Annotated in this window: 16 protein-coding genes; 11 read left to right on the top strand and 5 right to left on the bottom strand. The window is 60.5% G+C overall.

What is annotated here, in order from left to right:
* Positions 1 to 227 precede the first annotated feature (227 nt).
* On the top strand, positions 228 to 1,145 hold the full coding sequence (cysD, locus tag ODQ19_RS20855) for a sulfate adenylyltransferase subunit CysD (protein WP_016971196.1): 918 nt from the start codon (positions 228 to 230) through the stop codon (positions 1,143 to 1,145).
* Positions 1,146 to 1,154: 9 nt separating this feature from the next.
* A complete protein-coding gene (gene cysN / locus ODQ19_RS20860) occupies positions 1,155 to 3,053 on the top strand; it encodes a sulfate adenylyltransferase subunit CysN (RefSeq protein ID WP_003188392.1) in 1,899 nt (632 codons plus the stop codon).
* A gap of 193 nt (positions 3,054 to 3,246) precedes the next feature.
* Here the strand turns inward: cysN and ODQ19_RS20865 are convergent, their stop codons facing one another.
* From ODQ19_RS20865 to ODQ19_RS20875, 3 genes are all read right to left on the bottom strand, one after another.
* Positions 3,247 to 4,146 carry an acyltransferase gene (locus ODQ19_RS20865; protein WP_116666069.1) on the bottom strand — a complete coding sequence of 300 codons (900 nt, stop codon included), beginning with the start codon at positions 4,144 to 4,146 and terminating at the stop codon, positions 3,247 to 3,249.
* Positions 4,147 to 6,246, bottom strand: coding sequence for a phosphate acetyltransferase (gene pta, locus ODQ19_RS20870; RefSeq protein ID WP_003188396.1), 2,100 nt, complete (start codon positions 6,244 to 6,246; stop codon positions 4,147 to 4,149).
* Between the two features lie 79 nt (positions 6,247 to 6,325).
* Positions 6,326 to 6,613 carry a DUF3565 domain-containing protein gene (locus tag ODQ19_RS20875; protein WP_078802457.1) on the bottom strand — a complete coding sequence of 96 codons (288 nt, stop codon included), beginning with the start codon at positions 6,611 to 6,613 and terminating at the stop codon, positions 6,326 to 6,328.
* Between ODQ19_RS20875 and ODQ19_RS20880 the strand changes: the two genes are divergently transcribed.
* Positions 6,612 to 7,097 carry an FKBP-type peptidyl-prolyl cis-trans isomerase gene (locus ODQ19_RS20880; protein WP_003188398.1) on the top strand — a complete coding sequence of 162 codons (486 nt, stop codon included), beginning with the start codon at positions 6,612 to 6,614 and terminating at the stop codon, positions 7,095 to 7,097. The genes ODQ19_RS20875 and ODQ19_RS20880 overlap by 2 nt on opposite strands.
* Before the next feature lie 290 nt (positions 7,098 to 7,387).
* Here ODQ19_RS20880 and rpsT read toward each other — a convergent pair whose 3' ends face one another.
* Positions 7,388 to 7,666, bottom strand: a complete 279-nt coding sequence (rpsT, locus tag ODQ19_RS20890; RefSeq protein WP_003188401.1) for a 30S ribosomal protein S20 — start codon at positions 7,664 to 7,666, stop codon at positions 7,388 to 7,390.
* A 253-nt stretch (positions 7,667 to 7,919) separates the two neighbouring features.
* Between rpsT and murJ the strand changes: the two genes are divergently transcribed.
* From murJ to ispH, 6 genes are all read left to right on the top strand, one after another.
* Complete coding sequence (gene murJ / locus ODQ19_RS20895; protein WP_330211126.1) at positions 7,920 to 9,458, top strand: murein biosynthesis integral membrane protein MurJ; 1,539 nt, start codon at positions 7,920 to 7,922, stop codon at positions 9,456 to 9,458.
* A gap of 119 nt (positions 9,459 to 9,577) precedes the next feature.
* A complete protein-coding gene (ribF, locus tag ODQ19_RS20900; protein WP_165861672.1) occupies positions 9,578 to 10,516 on the top strand; it encodes a bifunctional riboflavin kinase/FAD synthetase in 939 nt (312 codons plus the stop codon).
* Positions 10,517 to 10,530: 14 nt separating this feature from the next.
* Positions 10,531 to 13,362, top strand: a complete 2,832-nt coding sequence (ileS, locus tag ODQ19_RS20905; protein WP_330211127.1) for an isoleucine--tRNA ligase — start codon at positions 10,531 to 10,533, stop codon at positions 13,360 to 13,362.
* Positions 13,355 to 13,867 (top strand): signal peptidase II, encoded by a 513-nt coding sequence (lspA, locus tag ODQ19_RS20910; RefSeq protein ID WP_003188406.1) that lies wholly within the window; start codon positions 13,355 to 13,357, stop codon positions 13,865 to 13,867. The genes ileS and lspA overlap by 8 nt, the downstream gene beginning before the upstream one ends.
* A gap of 7 nt (positions 13,868 to 13,874) precedes the next feature.
* The gene (locus tag ODQ19_RS20915; protein WP_171905470.1) at positions 13,875 to 14,312 is read left to right on the top strand and encodes an FKBP-type peptidyl-prolyl cis-trans isomerase; all 438 of its coding nucleotides are present in this window, start codon (positions 13,875 to 13,877) and stop codon (positions 14,310 to 14,312) included.
* A 179-nt stretch (positions 14,313 to 14,491) separates the two neighbouring features.
* Complete coding sequence (gene ispH / locus ODQ19_RS20920; RefSeq protein WP_003188409.1) at positions 14,492 to 15,439, top strand: 4-hydroxy-3-methylbut-2-enyl diphosphate reductase; 948 nt, start codon at positions 14,492 to 14,494, stop codon at positions 15,437 to 15,439.
* Here ispH and ODQ19_RS20925 read toward each other — a convergent pair.
* Entirely contained in the window at positions 15,393 to 15,974 is a 582-nt protein-coding gene (locus ODQ19_RS20925) for a GspH/FimT family pseudopilin (RefSeq protein WP_330211128.1), read from the bottom strand. The genes ispH and ODQ19_RS20925 overlap by 47 nt on opposite strands.
* A gap of 196 nt (positions 15,975 to 16,170) precedes the next feature.
* Here ODQ19_RS20925 and pilV point away from each other — a divergent pair, with 196 nt between their 5' ends.
* The gene (gene pilV, locus ODQ19_RS20930) at positions 16,171 to 16,653 is read left to right on the top strand and encodes a type IV pilus modification protein PilV (RefSeq protein WP_330211129.1); all 483 of its coding nucleotides are present in this window, start codon (positions 16,171 to 16,173) and stop codon (positions 16,651 to 16,653) included.
* The gene (locus ODQ19_RS20935) at positions 16,650 to 17,357 is read left to right on the top strand and encodes a PilW family protein (protein ID WP_330211130.1); all 708 of its coding nucleotides are present in this window, start codon (positions 16,650 to 16,652) and stop codon (positions 17,355 to 17,357) included. The genes pilV and ODQ19_RS20935 overlap by 4 nt, the downstream gene beginning before the upstream one ends.
* Positions 17,358 to 17,361 lie beyond the last annotated feature (4 nt).

The following is a 17,361-nucleotide window of genomic DNA, read 5'->3' on the forward strand; positions in this document are numbered from 1 at the left end:
TGGCTTGCCTGCGATGGCATCACCTCGGTCAGCCTGAATGAGCGCGGCGCCTGTATCGCAGGCAAGCCAGCTCCCACATTGACCGAGTTGAGCGCCAAACTCGGCGGCATATTCATATATCGTTTCGGTCTAGCCAGTGCCCTAAATAGAAGAAGTTGCTGTGCTAGCATGCCTCGCTCGAACACGGCCCGCTGGCCGTCCATAAGATCGTTTTTCCGTGAGTAACCATGGTCGACAAACTGACGCATCTGAAACAGCTGGAGGCGGAAAGCATCCACATCATCCGCGAGGTCGCCGCCGAGTTCGATAACCCGGTGATGCTCTACTCGATCGGTAAAGACTCCGCCGTGATGCTGCACCTGGCACGCAAGGCCTTCTTCCCAGGCAAATTGCCATTTCCGGTGATGCACGTCGACACTCGCTGGAAATTCCAGGAGATGTACAAGTTCCGCGACAAGATGGTCGAGGAGCTGGGCCTGGACCTCATCACCCACATCAACCCCGATGGCGTGGCGCAGAACATCAACCCGTTCACCCACGGCAGTGCCAAGCACACCGATATCATGAAGACCGAGGGCCTCAAGCAGGCGCTGGACAAGCATGGTTTCGACGCAGCATTCGGCGGTGCCCGTCGCGATGAAGAGAAATCCCGTGCCAAAGAGCGCGTGTACTCGTTCCGCGACAGCAAACACCGTTGGGACCCGAAGAACCAACGCCCGGAGCTGTGGAACGTCTACAACGGCAACGTCAACAAGGGCGAATCGATCCGCGTGTTCCCGCTGTCCAACTGGACCGAGCTGGACATCTGGCAGTACATCTACCTGGAAGGCATCCCGATCGTGCCGCTGTATTTCGCCGCCGAGCGCGAGGTGATCGAGAAGAACGGCACGTTGATCATGATCGACGACGACCGCATCCTCGAGCACCTGTCCGACGAAGACAAAGCCCGCATCGTCAAAAAGAAAGTACGTTTCCGCACCCTTGGCTGCTACCCGTTGACGGGCGCGGTGGAGTCCGAAGCCGAGACGCTGACGGACATCATTCAGGAAATGCTCCTGACGCGAACTTCCGAGCGCCAGGGCCGTGTCATCGACCACGATGGTGCAGGCTCGATGGAAGATAAAAAACGTCAAGGCTATTTCTAAGGGGCTGTCATGTCGCATCAATCTGATTTGATCAGCGAGGACATCCTCGCCTACCTGGGCCAGCACGAGCGCAAAGAGATGTTGCGCTTCCTGACCTGCGGCAACGTCGACGACGGCAAAAGCACCCTGATCGGGCGCCTGCTGCACGACTCCAAAATGATCTACGAAGATCACCTGGAAGCCATTACCCGCGACTCGAAGAAGTCCGGCACCACCGGTGACGATATCGATCTGGCGTTGCTGGTCGATGGCCTGCAGGCCGAGCGTGAGCAGGGCATCACCATTGATGTCGCCTACCGCTATTTCTCCACCGCCAAGCGCAAATTCATCATCGCCGACACTCCCGGCCATGAGCAGTACACCCGCAACATGGCCACCGGTGCGTCCACCTGTGACCTGGCGATCATCTTGATTGACGCCCGCTACGGCGTGCAGACCCAGACCCGTCGCCACAGCTATATCGCCTCGTTGCTGGGGATCAAACACATCGTGGTGGCCATCAACAAGATGGACATCAACGGTTTTGACCAAAGCGTATTCGAGTCGATCAAGGCCGATTACCTGAAGTTCGCCGAAGGTATCGCGTTCAAGCCAAGCACCCTGGCCTTCGTGCCGATGTCGGCGCTCAAGGGCGACAACGTGGTGAACAAGAGCGAGCGTTCGCCCTGGTACACCGGCCAGTCGCTGATGGAGATCTTGGAGACTGTCGAGATCGCCAATGATCGCAACTACACCGACCTGCGTTTCCCGGTGCAGTACGTCAATCGCCCGAACCTGAACTTCCGTGGGTTTGCCGGCACCCTGGCGAGCGGCATCGTGCACAAGGGCGACGAAGTGGTGGTATTGCCGTCGGGCAAGAGCAGCCGCGTCAAATCCATCGTCACCTTTGAAGGTGAACTGGAACACGCAGGCCCAGGCCAGGCCGTGACCTTGACCATGGAAGACGAGATCGACATCTCCCGTGGCGACCTGTTGGTGCATGCCGACAACGTGCCGCAAGTGACCGACGCCTTCGACGCCATGCTGGTGTGGATGGCCGAAGAACCCATGCTGCCGGGCAAGAAATACGACATCAAGCGCGCCACCAGCTACGTGCCGGGTTCCATCACCAGCATCGTGCACCGCGTGGACGTAAACACCCTGGCCGAAGGCCCGGCGAGCTCGCTGCAGCTCAACGAGATTGGCCGGGTCAAGGTCAGCCTGGACGCCGCCATCGCCCTGGACGGTTACGACAGCAACCGCACCACCGGCGCGTTCATCGTGATCGACCGCTTGACCAACGGCACGGTGGCCGCGGGCATGATCATCGCGCCACCGGTGGGTCATGGCGGCGCTGCGCAGCACGGCAGCCTGGCGCATGTCGCCACCGAAGAGCGCGCCCTGCGTTTCGGCCAGCAGCCGGCCACGGTGTTGTTCAGCGGCTTGTCGGGCGCTGGCAAGAGCACTCTGGCCTATGCGGTCGAGCGCAAGCTCTTCGACATGGGCCGTGCGGTGTTCGTACTGGACGGCCAGAACCTGCGTCACGACCTGAACAAAGGGTTGCCGCAGGACCGGGCCGGGCGTACCGAGAACTGGCGTCGTGCCGCTCACGTGGCGCGTCAGTTCAACGAAGCCGGCCTGCTGACCCTGGCAGCCTTCGTTGCGCCGGATGCCGAAGGCCGTGAACAGGCCAAGGCGCTGATTGGCGCCGATCGCCTGCTGACCGTCTACGTACAGGCATCGCCGTTGGTGTGCGCCGAGCGTGACCCGCAAGGTTTGTACGCGGCCGGTGGGGATAACATCCCTGGCGAATCCTTCCCGTATGACGTGCCGTTGAATGCCGACCTTGTGATCGACACCCAGGCGTTGTCGCTGGAAGACAGCGTCAAGCAAGTGCTGGAACTGTTGCGTCAGCGCGGCGCGATCTAAGCTTTATTGCCGCACAAAAAAGCCCGCCACCGGTCACCCGGTGGCGGGCTTTTTACATATTCTCAAATGTGGACGCGGGCAATGTGGGAGCTGGCTTGCCTGCGATGGCGGACTGTCAGTTTATTTATCCTTAGCTGATCCACCGCTATCGCAGGCAAGCCAGCTCCCATATTAAATTGCATCCACATGTTGATCAGCGGCTGGCAGGAAAGTCTTTGTGCAGCTGTTCCAACAATGCATCCTTGTCTTGCCACAACTGGTTGATCCAGCCCTGGAACGCCAGCCGATAGTCCCCATCCTGCTCATAATTCTTGCCGATGAACTCAGCCGGGATCTGCACCTCTTCAAAGTGCACCACCACCTCCTTCACGTTACCGCACAGCAAATCCCAATAGCCTGGGCGCCCGGCAGGGTAGTGGATGGTCACATTGACCAGTGATTTGAGCTGCTCGCCCATGGCATCCAGCACAAACGCAATACCGCCCGCCTTGGGTTTAAGCAGGTAGCGAAACGGTGACTGCTGCTGCGCATGCTTGCCCGGTGTAAAGCGTGTGCCTTCAGCAAAGTTGAAAATCCCCACGGGGTTGTCGCGAAACTTCGCACAGGTCTTGCGCGTGGTTTCCAGGTCTTTGCCTTTCTTCTCCGGGTGCTTCTCCAAATAAGCCTTGCTGTAGCGCTTCATGAAGGGAAAGCCCAGTGCCCACCACGCCAGACCAATCACCGGTACCCAGATCAACTCTTGCTTTAGGAAGAACTTCAGGGGGCGAATACGCCGATTGAGCACGTACTGCAATACCATGATGTCGACCCAGCTCTGATGGTTGCTGGTCACCAGGTACGAGTGCTGGTAGTCCAGGCCCTCAAGGCCGGTCAGGTGCCAGCGCGTACGTCGTACCAGGTTCATCCAGCCCTTGTTATTGGTAACCCAGGCTTCGTGGGTGTGGTTCATCAGCCATTCGCTCAGGCGCTTGGCGAATGGCAACGCCTTGAACAGCGCCACGATGAACAGGAACGAACACAGCAGGATCGTGTTCAGCGCCAGCAACAGCGAAGCGATCACCCCGCGCACGGCGGCAGGTAGAAAATCCAGCATTTAGATATCCATGGGTCGGTTGGCGGCTTGGATCGCGGTCAGCGCGATGGTGTACACGATGTCGTCTACCTGGGCGCCGCGCGGCAGGTCGTTGACCGGCTTGCGCAGCCCCTGAAGCATCGGCCCCAGGCTCACGCAATCGGCGCTGCGTTGTACGGCTTTGTGGGTCGTGTTGCCGGTGTTCAGGTCCGGGAACACAAAGACGGTGGCCTTGCCTGCCACCTGGCTGTTGGGCGCCAGTTGTCGGGCGACGTTTTCGTTGGCGGCGGCGTCGTATTGCAACGGGCCGTCGATCAGCAGCGAGCTTTGTTGCTCGTGGGCGAGCAGGGTGGCTTCGCGGACTTTTTCTACCTCCTCGCCGCTGGCCGAGTCACCGCTGGAATAGCTGATCATCGCCACCCGGGGCGTGATGCCGAACGCGGCCGCCGAGTCGGCGCTTTGCAGGGCGATTTCCGCCAGTTCCGCAGCGCTTGGGTGCGGGTTCATCACACAGTCGCCGTACACCAGCACCTGCTCGGGGAACAGCATGAAGAACACGGACGACACCAGGGTGCAGCCCGGCGCGGTCTTGATCAGCTGCAGCGCCGGGCGAATGGTGTTGGCGGTGGAGTGAATTACGCCGGAGACCAGGCCATCCACTTCGTCGAGGGCGAGCATCATGGTGGCGATCACCACGGTGTCTTCCAGTTGTTGCTCGGCCATGGGCGCGTTGAGGCTTTTGCTCTTGCGCAAGGCGACCATTGGCTCCACGTAGCGTTGGCGAATCAGGTCGGGGTCGAGAATCTCCAGGCCTTCGGGCAGGTCGATACCTTGGGCGCGGGCAACGGCCTCCACATCCGCAGGCTTGGCCAGCAGCACGCAACGGGCAATGCCGCGGGCCTGGCAGATTGCGGCGGCCTGTACGGTCAGCGGCTCGCTGCCCTCGGGCAGCACGATACGTTTGTTGGCGGCCTGGGCGCGTTGGATCAACTGGTAACGGAACACCGCCGGCGACAGACGCATCTCCCGTGGCGTGCCGCAACGCTGGTGCAGCCAGCGCGCATCGAGGTGGCTGGCGACGAAATCGGTGATGATTTCCGCGCGCTCGCGGTCGTCGATGGGGATTTCCTTGTTGAGGCTATTGAGTTGGTTGGCGGTGTCATAGGAGCCGGTGCTCACCGACAACACCGGCAACCCGGCCTGGAAGGCGCCTCGACACAGGTCCATGATGCGTGGGTCGGGCAGGGTGTCGCTGGTCAGCAGCAGCCCGGCCAGCGGCACGCCATTAATGGCGGCCAGGCTGACGGCGAGGATGATGTCATCGCGGTCTCCCGGGGTCACCACCAACACGCCGGGTTTGAGCAGCTCGACAGTGTTACGCATGGTGCGTGCGCAAATGATGATCTTGGTCATGCGTCGGCTTTCGTAGTCACCGGCGTTGAGGATCTGCGCGCCCATCAGGTCGGCCACGTCGCGGGTGCGCGGGGCATTCAGCTCGGGTTGGTAGGGGATGCAGCCGAGCAGCCGGAAATCACCGCTGCGCAACAGCGGCGAATGCTCCTTGAGGCGCGCCGAGAAGGCTTCCATGCTTTCGTCGGTGCGTACCTTGTTGAGGATTACGCCCAGCACTTTCGGGTCTTTGGGACCGCCAAACAGTTGGGCCTGCAATTCCACACGGCCGGAAAGCTCGGTGAGCACTTCGTTTTCCGGCGCTGAGACCAGGATCACTTCCGCGTCCAGGCTCTTGGCCAGGTGCAGGTTGACCCGTGCCGCGTAGCTGGCGCTGCGGGTCGGCACCATCCCTTCGACGATCAGCACGTCTTTGCCTACGGCTGCCTGTTGGTAAAGGGTGATGATCTCTTCGAGCAACTCATCGAGCTGGCCGTCACCGAGCATGCGCTCTACGTGAGCCAGGCCAAGTGGCTGCGGCGGTTTCAGGCCGTGGGTGCGCGCCACCAGCTCGGTGGAGCGTTCCGGCCCGGTATCGCCAGGGTGTGGCTGGGCGATGGGTTTGAAAAAACCGACTTTCAGGCCGGCCCGTTCCAGGGTGCGCACCAGCCCAAGGCTGATGGAGGTCAGACCCACACCAAAATCGGTGGGCGCGATAAAAAAAGTCTGCATGCGAATTCTCTGGAGGTGCATGGCTTGGGTGGCGCTCTATGGGTGAGTGCCTACCGCGAATCAGGCGCCAAGGTTATCGTTATTCGTGCCCTTGCGCACACCAGCCGCACGCAAAGGCCTGGCCTATTTTTTCAAGGCGTTGCGCGGGGTCGAGCACCCAGGCGCGCGACTGCCAGGGCGGTTGGTGGCGCAAATGCTGGGTGTGGCCGCAGGACAACTCGGCCACCCAGTGCCCATCGTCGTCCTGATGAAAACCTGTGATCGTGACCGTTGATCGGCCCCGTCCGTCCGGGTTCCGTTCGCTTTCGGGCAAATCCTTGTTTAGACTTGTCCGTTCTTCATTCTTTTGCAAAAGGTCTCGCCCCATGACGATCGCCGCTAACAAGGCTGTCTCCATCGACTATACCCTGACCAACGACGCTGGTGAGGTCATCGACAGCTCCGCCGGCGGCGCGCCGCTGGTTTACCTGCAAGGCGCAGGTAACATCATCCCGGGCCTGGAAAAGGCTCTGGAAGGCAAGAACGTCGGTGACGAACTGACCGTCGCCGTAGAACCTGAAGATGCCTACGGCGAATACTCCGCCGAACTGGTCAGCACCTTGAGCCGCAGCATGTTCGAAGGTGTTGATGAGCTGGAAGTGGGCATGCAGTTCCACGCTTCCGCGCCGGACGGCCAAATGCAGATCGTCACCATCCGCGACCTGGACGGCGACGACGTCACCGTTGACGGCAACCACCCTCTGGCTGGCCAGCGCCTGAACTTCCAAGTGAAGATCGTGGCCATCCGCGACGCTTCCCAGGAAGAAGTGGCTCACGGCCACGTCCACGGTGAAGGCGGTCATCACCATTGATTGATGTTTTGATCAAGTGGTAGCAAAAACGCCCCGACTGGTTCGGGGCGTTTTTTTGCCCTGAGAATATCCCCGGTCAACTCTCTGTAGGAGCGAGCTTGCTCGCGAAAAACCTGAGAGCCCCGCTGGGCGCCAGGCTTCCCACGTCATCGTTAACGATCTTCGCGAGCAAGTTCGCTCCTACAGTTGTTGGGCGTGGTTTCAGGCACAAACAAAAATGCCCCGGACCTTTCGGTACGGGGCATTTCTTAACTGTTACGCAACCTGGGCTACGTGGCAGTTGTTACCACTTAGGCTGCAGCAGGAACGCTCAGAGCCTTGATGTGGCCATTCAGGCGGCTCTTATGGCGAGCGGCCTTGTTCTTGTGGATGATGCCTTTATCGGCCATACGGTCGATAACAGGCACAGCCAGAACGTAAGCTGCTTGAGCTTTTTCAGCGTCTTTGGTGTCGATGGCTTTGACTACATTCTTGATGTAGGTGCGAACCATGGAACGCAGGCTGGCGTTGTGGCTGCGACGCTTCTCAGCCTGTTTTGCACGTTTTTTGGCGGAAGGTGTGTTGGCCACCGTCGAGCTCCTCGAAAGACTTTTTAGGAAATAGCAAACAAAATAGGCCGCGAATCATGCCGATGACTTGACGGGTTGTCAAGGGCGGCTGATGCGAACTGCTGAGTGGTCGATCTGAAGAGGCGGGTGATTTATTTCCGGCGCTTGACCTGTAAACTCGCGAGCTTTGGCTCTGTGCTGTTGCAGGCGCGCAGTATCGCATAAGTGGGCGCGTAGTTCGCCTGCTCTTTATCTATAGGCGCAAACTCTTTCAATGAATCTGCTCAAATCGTTGGCTGCGGTCAGCTCTATCACGATGATCTCCCGGGTATTGGGGTTTGTGCGTGACACCCTGCTGGCCCGCATCTTTGGCGCCAGCATGGCCACGGATGCGTTCTTTATTGCCTTTAAACTGCCCAACCTGTTGCGGCGAATCTTCGCCGAAGGCGCGTTTTCCCAGGCGTTCGTGCCGATTCTGGCCGAATACAAGACCCAGCATGGCGAGGAGGCAACTCGTACGTTCATCGCCTACGTCTCGGGTTTGCTGACGCTGGTGCTGATGCTGGTAACCATCGTCGGGATGCTCGCCGCGCCCTGGGTGATCTGGGCCACGGCGCCCGGTTTTGCCAATACGCCGGAAAAGTTCGCGCTGACCACTGATCTGCTGCGCGTGACCTTTCCTTATATATTGCTGATCTCCCTGTCGTCCCTGGCCGGCGCGATCCTCAATACATGGAACCGTTTCTCGGTGCCGGCCTTCGTGCCGACCTTGCTGAACGTCAGCATGATTATTTTTGCGCTGTTCCTCACACCGTACTTCGACCCGCCCGTCATGGCCCTGGGCTGGGCGGTGCTGGCCGGTGGCCTGGCACAGTTGCTGTACCAGCTGCCACACCTGAAAAAAATCGGCATGCTCGTGCTGCCCCGGCTGAACCTCAAGGACACCGGCGTCTGGCGCGTCATGCGCAACATGCTGCCGGCGATCCTCGGGGTGTCGGTCAGTCAGATCTCTCTGATCATCAACACCGCGTTCGCCTCGTTGCTGGTGTCCGGCTCTGTGTCGTGGATGTACTACGCCGACCGCCTGATGGAATTGCCATCCGGTGTGCTGGGCGTGGCGTTGGGCACGATCCTGCTGCCGACCCTGGCGCGTACCTACGCCAGCAAGGATCGCCAGGAATACTCACGTATCCTCGATTGGGGCCTGCGCCTGTGCTTCCTGCTGGTGTTGCCGTGCGCCTTGGCCCTGGGCATCCTCGCCGAACCGTTGACGGTCTCGCTGTTTCAATACGGGCAGTTCGACGCCCATGACGCCTTGATGACCCAGCATGCGCTGGTCGCCTACTCCGTCGGTCTGCTCGGCATTATCGTGATCAAAGTGCTGGCACCCGGCTTCTACGCCCAGCAAAACATCCGTACCCCGGTGAAAATCGCGATTTTCACCCTGGTTGTTACGCAATTGCTCAACCTGGTCTTTATCGGCCCGCTGGCCCACGCCGGCCTGGCCTTGGCGATCAGCGCGGGTGCGTGCATAAACGCAGGCCTGCTGTTTTACCAATTGCGTAAACAGCAGATGTACCAACCACAGCCAGGCTGGGGCGTGTTTGCGCTCAAGCTGCTGGTGGCGGTCGCCGCGATGTCGGTTGTGCTCTTTGCCCTGATGCACCTCATGCCGGCCTGGGACCAAGGCAATATGCTGGAGCGCTTCATGCGCCTGGGTTTGCTGGTGATAGCGGGCGTGGTGGTGTACTTCGGGATGTTGCTGTTGCAGGGTTTCCGCCTGCGTGACTTCAATCGCAAGTCGCTGGGATAGAGACTTTGCCGCGATAAAACGGTTGTTTTATCGATTCGACCCATTTGGCCTGCGCTGTTGCCTGTCGTCCGGGGCTGGGTGTGGTTATAATCGACCACTTTATGAGCAAGAAGCGCGTTATGCAGCTGGTTCGAGGTCTCCACAACCTGCGCCCCGAGCATCGGGGCTGCGTCGCCACTATTGGCAACTTTGACGGTGTTCACCGTGGCCACCAGGCTATCCTGGCTCGGCTGCGCGAGCGTGCGGTCGAGTTGGGCGTGCCCAGCTGCGTGGTGATTTTTGAGCCACAACCGCGGGAGTTCTTTACCCCGGAAACGGCGCCGGCCCGCTTGGCGCGCTTGCGGGACAAGCTGCAGCTGTTGGCGGAGGAGGGCGTGGACCGTGTCCTCTGCCTGGCATTCAACCAGCGTTTGCGCAGCCTCAGCGCCGCCGAGTTCGTCGACCGCATCCTGGTGGACGGCCTGGGTGTGCAACACCTGGAGGTCGGCGACGACTTTCATTTCGGTTGTGACCGGGTCGGGGATTTCGATTTCCTGCAACATGCCGGCGTCAATCAGGGTTTCACTGTCGAAGCCGCGCAAACCGTCGAACTGGACGGCCTGCGCGTGAGCAGCACCCAGGTGCGTAACGCCCTGGCCGCCGCCGACTTCGACCTGGCCGAGCGTTTGCTCGGTCGCCCGTTCCGCATTGCCGGGCGGGTACTGCACGGCCAGAAGCTGGCGCGCCAATTGGGCACGCCAACCGCCAACGTGCAGCTCAAGCGCCGTCGTGTGCCGCTGACCGGGGTATACCTGGTCAGCGTCGACATAGACGGCCGATCGTGGCCAGGAGTCGCCAATATAGGCGTCAGGCCCACGGTTGCAGGTGATGGCAAGGCCCACCTGGAAGTTCACCTTTTGGATTTTGCCGGTGATTTATACGACCGGCGTTTGACGGTGGTTTTCCACCAGAAGCTGCGTGAAGAGCAGCGTTTCGCCTCCCTGGAGGCGTTGAAAACGGCGATCAATGCGGATGTCGCCGCCGCCCGTGCACTAGCCGCACCTAGCGCCCATCGCTAACCGAAGAGCCTTAAATGACCGACTATAAAGCCACGCTAAACCTTCCGGACACCGCCTTCCCAATGAAGGCCGGCCTGCCACAGCGCGAACCGCAGATCCTGCAGCGCTGGGACAGTATTGGCCTGTACGGAAAGTTGCGCGAAATTGGCAAGGATCGTCCGAAATTCGTCCTGCACGACGGCCCTCCTTATGCCAACGGCACGATTCACATCGGTCATGCGCTGAACAAGATTCTCAAGGACATGATTCTGCGTTCGAAGACCCTGTCGGGCTTTGACGCGCCGTATGTCCCGGGTTGGGACTGCCACGGCCTGCCGATCGAACACAAAGTCGAAGTGACCTACGGCAAGAACCTGGGCGCGGACAAGACCCGCGAACTGTGCCGTGCCTACGCCGCCGAACAGATCGAAGGGCAGAAGTCCGAATTCATTCGCCTGGGTGTACTGGGCGAGTGGGACAACCCCTACAAAACCATGAACTTCAAGAACGAAGCCGGTGAAATCCGCGCCTTGGCCGAAATCGTCAAGGGCGGTTTCGTGTTCAAGGGCCTCAAGCCCGTGAACTGGTGCTTCGACTGCGGCTCGGCCCTGGCCGAGGCGGAAGTGGAATACGAAGACAAGAAGTCCTCGACCATCGACGTGGCCTTCCCGATCGCCGACGACACCAAGCTGGCCGAGGCTTTCGGCCTGGCAAGCCTGGCCAAGCCGGCCGCCATCGTGATCTGGACCACGACCCCGTGGACCATCCCGGCCAACCAGGCGCTGAACGTGCACCCGGAGTTCACCTACGCCCTGGTAGACGTTGGTGATCGCCTGCTGGTGCTGGCCGAGGAAATGGTCGAGTCGTGCCTGGCGCGTTACGAACTGCAAGGTTCGGTGATCGCCACCACCACCGGTTCCGCGCTGGAGCTGATCAACTTCCTTCACCCCTTCTATGACCGTCTGTCGCCGGTGTACCTGGCTGACTACGTGGAGCTGGGCGCCGGCACTGGCATCGTTCACTCTGCGCCTGCCTATGGCGTAGACGACTTCGTGACCTGCAAAGCCTATGGCATGGTCAACGACGACATCCTGAACCCGGTGCAAAGCAACGGCGTGTACGCGCCGTCCCTGGAGTTCTTCGGCGGCCAGTTCATCTTCAAGGCCAACCAGCCGATCATCGATAAGCTCTCGGAAGTCGGCGCGCTGTTGCACACCGAAACCATCAAGCACAGCTACATGCACTGCTGGCGCCACAAGACCCCGCTGATCTACCGCGCCACTGCGCAGTGGTTTATCGGCATGGACAAAGAGCCGACCAGCGGCGATACCCTGCGTAACCGCGCGATCAAGGCCATCGAAGACACCACGTTCGTCCCGGCCTGGGGCCAGGCGCGCCTGCATTCGATGATCGCCAATCGTCCGGACTGGTGCATCTCCCGCCAACGTAACTGGGGCGTGCCGATTCCGTTCTTCCTGAACAAGGAAAGCGGCGAGCTGCACCCGCGCACCGTCGAACTGATGGAGCTTGTGGCGCAGCGCGTCGAACAGGAAGGTATCGAAGCCTGGTTCAAGCTGGACGCCGCCGAGCTGCTGGGCGACGAAGCGCCGCTGTACGACAAGATCAGCGACACCCTCGACGTGTGGTTCGATTCGGGCACCACCCACTGGCATGTGCTGCGTGGCTCGCACCCAATGGGCCACGAGACCGGCCCGCGCGCCGACCTGTACCTGGAAGGCTCGGACCAACACCGTGGCTGGTTCCACTCGTCGCTGCTGACCGGTTGCGCCATCGACGACCACGCACCGTACCGCGAACTGCTGACCCACGGTTTCACCGTCGACGAGAACGGCCGCAAGATGTCCAAATCCCTGGGCAACGTGATTGCGCCGCAAAAGGTCAATGACACCCTGGGCGCCGACATCATGCGTCTGTGGGTGGCCTCGACTGACTATTCGGGTGAGATGGCTGTTTCGGAGCAGATCCTGCAGCGCAGCGCCGACGCCTACCGTCGTATCCGCAATACCGCGCGCTTCATGTTGTCGAACCTGACCGGTTTCAACCCGGCCACCGACCTGCTGCCGGCTGAAGACATGCTCGCGCTGGACCGTTGGGCCGTGGACCGTACCCTGTTGCTGCAGCGTGAGCTGCAAGAGCACTACGGCGAATACCGCTTCTGGAATGTTTACTCCAAGATCCACAACTTCTGCGTGCAGGAGCTGGGCGGTTTCTACCTCGACATCATCAAGGACCGCCAGTACACCACCGGTGCCAACAGCAAGGCGCGCCGTTCGGCGCAGACCGCGCTGTACCATATCAGCGAAGCGCTGGTGCGCTGGATCGCGCCGATCCTGGCGTTCACCGCCGACGAGCTGTGGGAATACCTGCCGGGCGAGCGTAACGAGTCCGTCATGCTCAACACCTGGTACGAAGGCCTGACCGAACTGCCGGCCGACTTCGAACTGGGCCGCGAGTACTGGGCAGGCGTCATGGCCGTCAAGGTTGCGGTGAACAAGGAGCTGGAAGTGCAGCGTGCGGCCAAGGCCGTGGGTGGCAACCTGCAAGCTGAAGTCACCCTGTTTGCCGAGGATGGCCTGACCGCCGACCTGGCCAAGCTGAGCAACGAACTGCGCTTCGTGCTGATCACCTCCACCGCGAGCCTGGCACCTTTCGCCCAGGCCCCGGCAGATGCCGTGGTCACCGAGGTGCCGGGCCTGAAGCTCAAGGTGGTGAAGTCGGCCTTCCCTAAATGCGCCCGTTGCTGGCACTGCCGTGAAGATGTCGGTGTGAACCCTGAGCACCCGGAAATCTGCGGTCGTTGTGTCGATAACATCAGCGGTGAAGGCGAGGTTCGCCACTATGCCTAATGCAGCCAGTCGTTTCGGACGTCTGGGCTGGCTCGTACTGAGCCTGCTGGTGCTGGTCATTGACCAGGTCAGCAAGGCTCACTTCGAGGGCTCCCTGGAAATGTTCCAGCAAATCGTGGTGATCCCGGATTACTTCAGCTGGACCCTGGCCTACAACACTGGCGCCGCCTTCAGCTTCCTCGCTGACGGCGGTGGCTGGCAGCGCTGGCTGTTCGCTGTTATCGCCGTGGTGGTCAGTGCCGTGCTGGTGGTGTGGCTCAAGCGCCTGGGCCGCGACGACACCTGGCTGGCTATCGCGCTGGCCCTGGTATTGGGCGGCGCGCTGGGCAACCTGTATGACCGCATCGCCCTGGGCCATGTGATCGACTTCATCCTGGTGCATTGGCAGAACCGCCACTACTTCCCGGCGTTTAACTTTGCCGACAGCGCCATCACCGTTGGTGCAATCATGCTGGCGCTGGATATGTTCAAGAGCAAAAAAACCGGAGAAACCGTCAATGACTGATCAGGTATTGGCTGAACAACGCATCGGCCAGAACACGGAAGTCACTTTGCATTTCGCATTGCGCCTGGAAAATGGCGACACGGTCGACAGCACCTTCGACAAAGCCCCGGCGACCTTCAAGGTTGGCGACGGTAACCTGCTGCCCGGTTTTGAAGCGGCGTTGTTCGGGTTCAAGGCGGGCGACAAGCGCAACCTGCAGATCCTGCCGGAAAACGCCTTCGGCCAACCCAACCCGCAAAACGTGCAGATCATTCCACGTTCGCAATTCGAAGGCATGGACCTGTCGGAAGGCTTGCTGGTGATCTTCAATGATGCGGCGAATACCGAATTGCCTGGTGTGGTTAAAGCCTTCGATGATGCGCAAGTGACCATCGATTTCAACCATCCGTTGGCTGGCAAGACGCTGACCTTTGACGTCGAGATTATCGGCGTCAAAGCGCTGTAACTGACCGTACACGGTCTAAAATGTGGGAGCGGGCTTGCTCGCGAATGCGCAGTGTCAGCCACCGAGTTATTAGGCTGACCCACCGCATTCGCGAGCAAGCCCGCTCCCACCTTTGATCCCATTGCTCATACGGTCAGCGTCAAACCTGACCCAAGTGGCTGCAAGGCACGAGGCACAGCATGCAAATCAAACTCGCCAACCCCCGTGGCTTCTGCGCTGGTGTGGACCGGGCGATCGAAATCGTCAACCGCGCCCTGGAAGTCTTCGGGCCGCCGATTTATGTGCGCCACGAAGTCGTGCATAACAAGTTCGTGGTCGAAGACCTGCGCGCACGCGGTGCGATCTTTGTCGAAGAACTCGACCAGGTACCCGACGACGTTATCGTCATCTTCAGTGCCCATGGCGTGTCACAGGCCGTGCGTACCGAAGCGGCCGGCCGTGGCCTTAAAGTGTTCGATGCCACCTGCCCGCTGGTGACCAAGGTGCACATTGAAGTGGCGCGTTATAGCCGCGACGGTCGCGAATGCATCCTGATCGGCCATGCCGGTCACCCGGAAGTCGAAGGCACCATGGGCCAGTACGATGCCAGCAACGGCGGCGCCATCTACCTGGTGGAAGACGAAAAGGACGTTGCCAACTTGCAAGTGCACAATCCCGATCGCCTGGCTTTCGTCACCCAGACTACCTTGTCCATGGACGATACCAGTCGCGTTATCGATGCCCTGCGCACGCGATTTCCTGCTATTGGCGGCCCCCGCAAGGATGACATCTGCTATGCCACGCAAAACCGCCAGGATGCGGTCAAGCAACTGGCGGACGAATGCGATGTAGTGCTGGTGGTCGGCAGCCCTAACAGTTCCAACTCCAACCGCTTGCGCGAGCTGGCCGAGCGCATGGCTACACCGGCGTACCTGATCGACGGCGCCGAAGACATGCAGCGCAGCTGGTTCGACGGTGTCGAGCGTATCGGCATCACGGCGGGCGCCTCCGCTCCGGAAGTACTGGTGCGCGGTGTGATCCAACAGTTGCAAGCCTGGGGCGCCACCGGCGCCGATGAGTTGGCGGGCCGTGAAGAAAACATCACGTTCTCCATGCCCAAGGAGCTGCGGGTCCGCTCGCTGCTCTGACGGCCAGGGTGCTGGAATAGCCTCGGCATAACGCCTGTTCGGTCTTGTCACTGCGCAGGCTGACGCGCCCGCTGGGGGCCAGCACGATCTGATACAGGCTCTGTGCCTGCTCGTTGTCACACACATGCACGGTGCCGGCACGAAATCCCCCACCGGCGAACACCGGCTCCCCCAAGCCGCTGAAGCGCACGTGGCTCGTAACCGGGCCATTACCAGCCACCGGCACGCGCCCATTGTCCTCGCGCTCCAGCAATACTGGATTGTCGTCATCCAGGTGGCCGCGTCCACTCACATCCAGTATCACGCGCCATCCCAGGCTCCAGTCCTCGCCCTTTGCATGAATGACCACCGCCCGGTTGCGTGCGATGGCTTCGGTGCGTGCGTAACGCAGCCCGGAGGCGAGTGATTGGGCCGCGCTTTGTCGTTGCTGTGATTCAAGTAAACCCTTGAAACCAGGTACGGCCAGTTGTGCGAGAAAACTGGTGACGATCAGGCCCAGCAGCATTTCAATCAGGGTAAATCCTCGTTGTTTCATGTGCGTTCCCTCCTTGGGCACGAGTGGGTTTTCTAGGTATAGCGCTTGGTCCTTGACGCCGGATGATGGCCTTTATGTCCAAAGTATTTCCCTTTGTTCCGGGAGCAGCGCCGCTCGAAAACCGGCGCTAGTCTTGGATCGCACAGCAGGTCTTGCCTGCTTTTTTCTCCGGCCTTCGACATGGATGACGACGGAAATGCCTGCCTGCCCGAACCGATTCCTGCGCGTTGCGCACTCGCGCCAATCCGGCATGACGCTGGTCGAGGTGCTGGTAGCGCTGTTGATTTTGGCGATCGGCCTGATGGGCGCTGCGGTGCTGCAACTCAACGCGCTCAAGTACACCAACAGCGCCAGGATGACTAGCCAAGCCAGCTTTATTGCCTACGACATGCTCGACCGCATTCGCACCAATGCTGGCGCCGATTACACGTGGGGCAGGGCGGAGTTGGCGCCACCCAACACTGCCGCCGCCAGCGTGCGTGACCTGGACCTGCACGATTTCGAGGCCAATATCATGGGTTTTGCCGGCGAGGATGCCAAAGGTTCAGTGGTGGTGAACGGGCAAGAGGTCACCATCAGCATCAGTTGGGCGGATGCCCGGGCAGCAAATCGTCCAGGGGCGCGGGAAACCTTCACCCTGACCAGCCGCATCAGCAATGAACAGGGAGTGTCGCAATGAAGCGCCTTGCGCGAGGTTTCAGCCTGGTGGAAGTGTTGCTGGCGCTCGCCATCGGGTTGGTCCTGATACTTGGGGCGAGCCAGATACTGATCAGCTCACGGTTGACCCATGCCAGCCAGCAGGCTGCCATGGTGCTGCAGGATGATGCGCGGTTTGTGCTGAGCAAGATCACCCAGGATATTCGCCAGGCAGGCATGCTGGGCTGTTTGGCCGTGGCCGCTATCGACAATGCTCCGGCTGCCTTTGATCGGCCGATAAGCTGGGAAGCGGCGGGGAGTGCGAAGTCACTGACGCTGGTGACCGCGAATGTCGGCGATGGCGTCGGCAAGCCGGACTGGACAGTGTTGTCCGACTGCAAGGGGGCGGCCAGGGCTTATGCCGGCACACCACCCGTTGTCGAACCTGGCCAGCTTCGCTTTGGCATACGCCAACTTACCTACACCTACGAATCGGGCCAGTTGAAGATCAGTACCCCGGCAGCACCGGCCAGGGCAGTATTGATGGATAACGTGCGGGCATTCGACGTCAGCTTCGGCATGGCGGCCACCTCGGCATCAACGGTTGTGGTGCGCTATGACAGCCATCCGGCCGATGAGTCGCTGATACGCAGCGTGCGCATCCTCATGACCCTTCAAGACCCCGCTGGGCGGGTGAAGGACCAGACCTACAGTGTCGTGGCAGCACTGCGAAATCGGCTGGGGTAGGCGC

Origin of the sequence: Pseudomonas sp. AM4(2022) (genome assembly GCF_036346515.1) — a bacterium.
Classification (GTDB): Bacteria; Pseudomonadota; Gammaproteobacteria; order Pseudomonadales; family Pseudomonadaceae; genus Aquipseudomonas; species Aquipseudomonas paracarnis.

Excerpts from the sequence above, each read along its gene's own strand:
- ODQ19_RS20865 (WP_116666069.1), bottom strand. The coding sequence starts at position 4,146 with ATGCTGGATTTTCTACCTGCCGCCGTGCGCGGGGTGATCGCTTCGCTG.
- ispH (WP_003188409.1), top strand. The coding sequence starts at position 14,492 with ATGCAAATCAAACTCGCCAACCCCCGTGGCTTCTGCGCTGGTGTGGAC.
- cysD (WP_016971196.1), top strand. The coding sequence starts at position 228 with ATGGTCGACAAACTGACGCATCTGAAACAGCTGGAGGCGGAAAGCATC.
- ODQ19_RS20875 (WP_078802457.1), bottom strand. The coding sequence starts at position 6,613 with ATGGGGCGAGACCTTTTGCAAAAGAATGAAGAACGGACAAGTCTAAAC.
- pilV (WP_330211129.1), top strand. The coding sequence starts at position 16,171 with ATGCCTGCCTGCCCGAACCGATTCCTGCGCGTTGCGCACTCGCGCCAA.
- ribF (WP_165861672.1), top strand. The coding sequence starts at position 9,578 with ATGCAGCTGGTTCGAGGTCTCCACAACCTGCGCCCCGAGCATCGGGGC.
- murJ (WP_330211126.1), top strand. The coding sequence starts at position 7,920 with ATGAATCTGCTCAAATCGTTGGCTGCGGTCAGCTCTATCACGATGATC.
- lspA (WP_003188406.1), top strand. The coding sequence starts at position 13,355 with ATGCCTAATGCAGCCAGTCGTTTCGGACGTCTGGGCTGGCTCGTACTG.
- cysN (WP_003188392.1), top strand. The coding sequence starts at position 1,155 with ATGTCGCATCAATCTGATTTGATCAGCGAGGACATCCTCGCCTACCTG.
- ODQ19_RS20880 (WP_003188398.1), top strand. The coding sequence starts at position 6,612 with ATGACGATCGCCGCTAACAAGGCTGTCTCCATCGACTATACCCTGACC.
- pta (WP_003188396.1), bottom strand. The coding sequence starts at position 6,246 with ATGCAGACTTTTTTTATCGCGCCCACCGATTTTGGTGTGGGTCTGACC.
- ODQ19_RS20925 (WP_330211128.1), bottom strand. The coding sequence starts at position 15,974 with ATGAAACAACGAGGATTTACCCTGATTGAAATGCTGCTGGGCCTGATC.
- ODQ19_RS20935 (WP_330211130.1), top strand. The coding sequence starts at position 16,650 with ATGAAGCGCCTTGCGCGAGGTTTCAGCCTGGTGGAAGTGTTGCTGGCG.
- ileS (WP_330211127.1), top strand. The coding sequence starts at position 10,531 with ATGACCGACTATAAAGCCACGCTAAACCTTCCGGACACCGCCTTCCCA.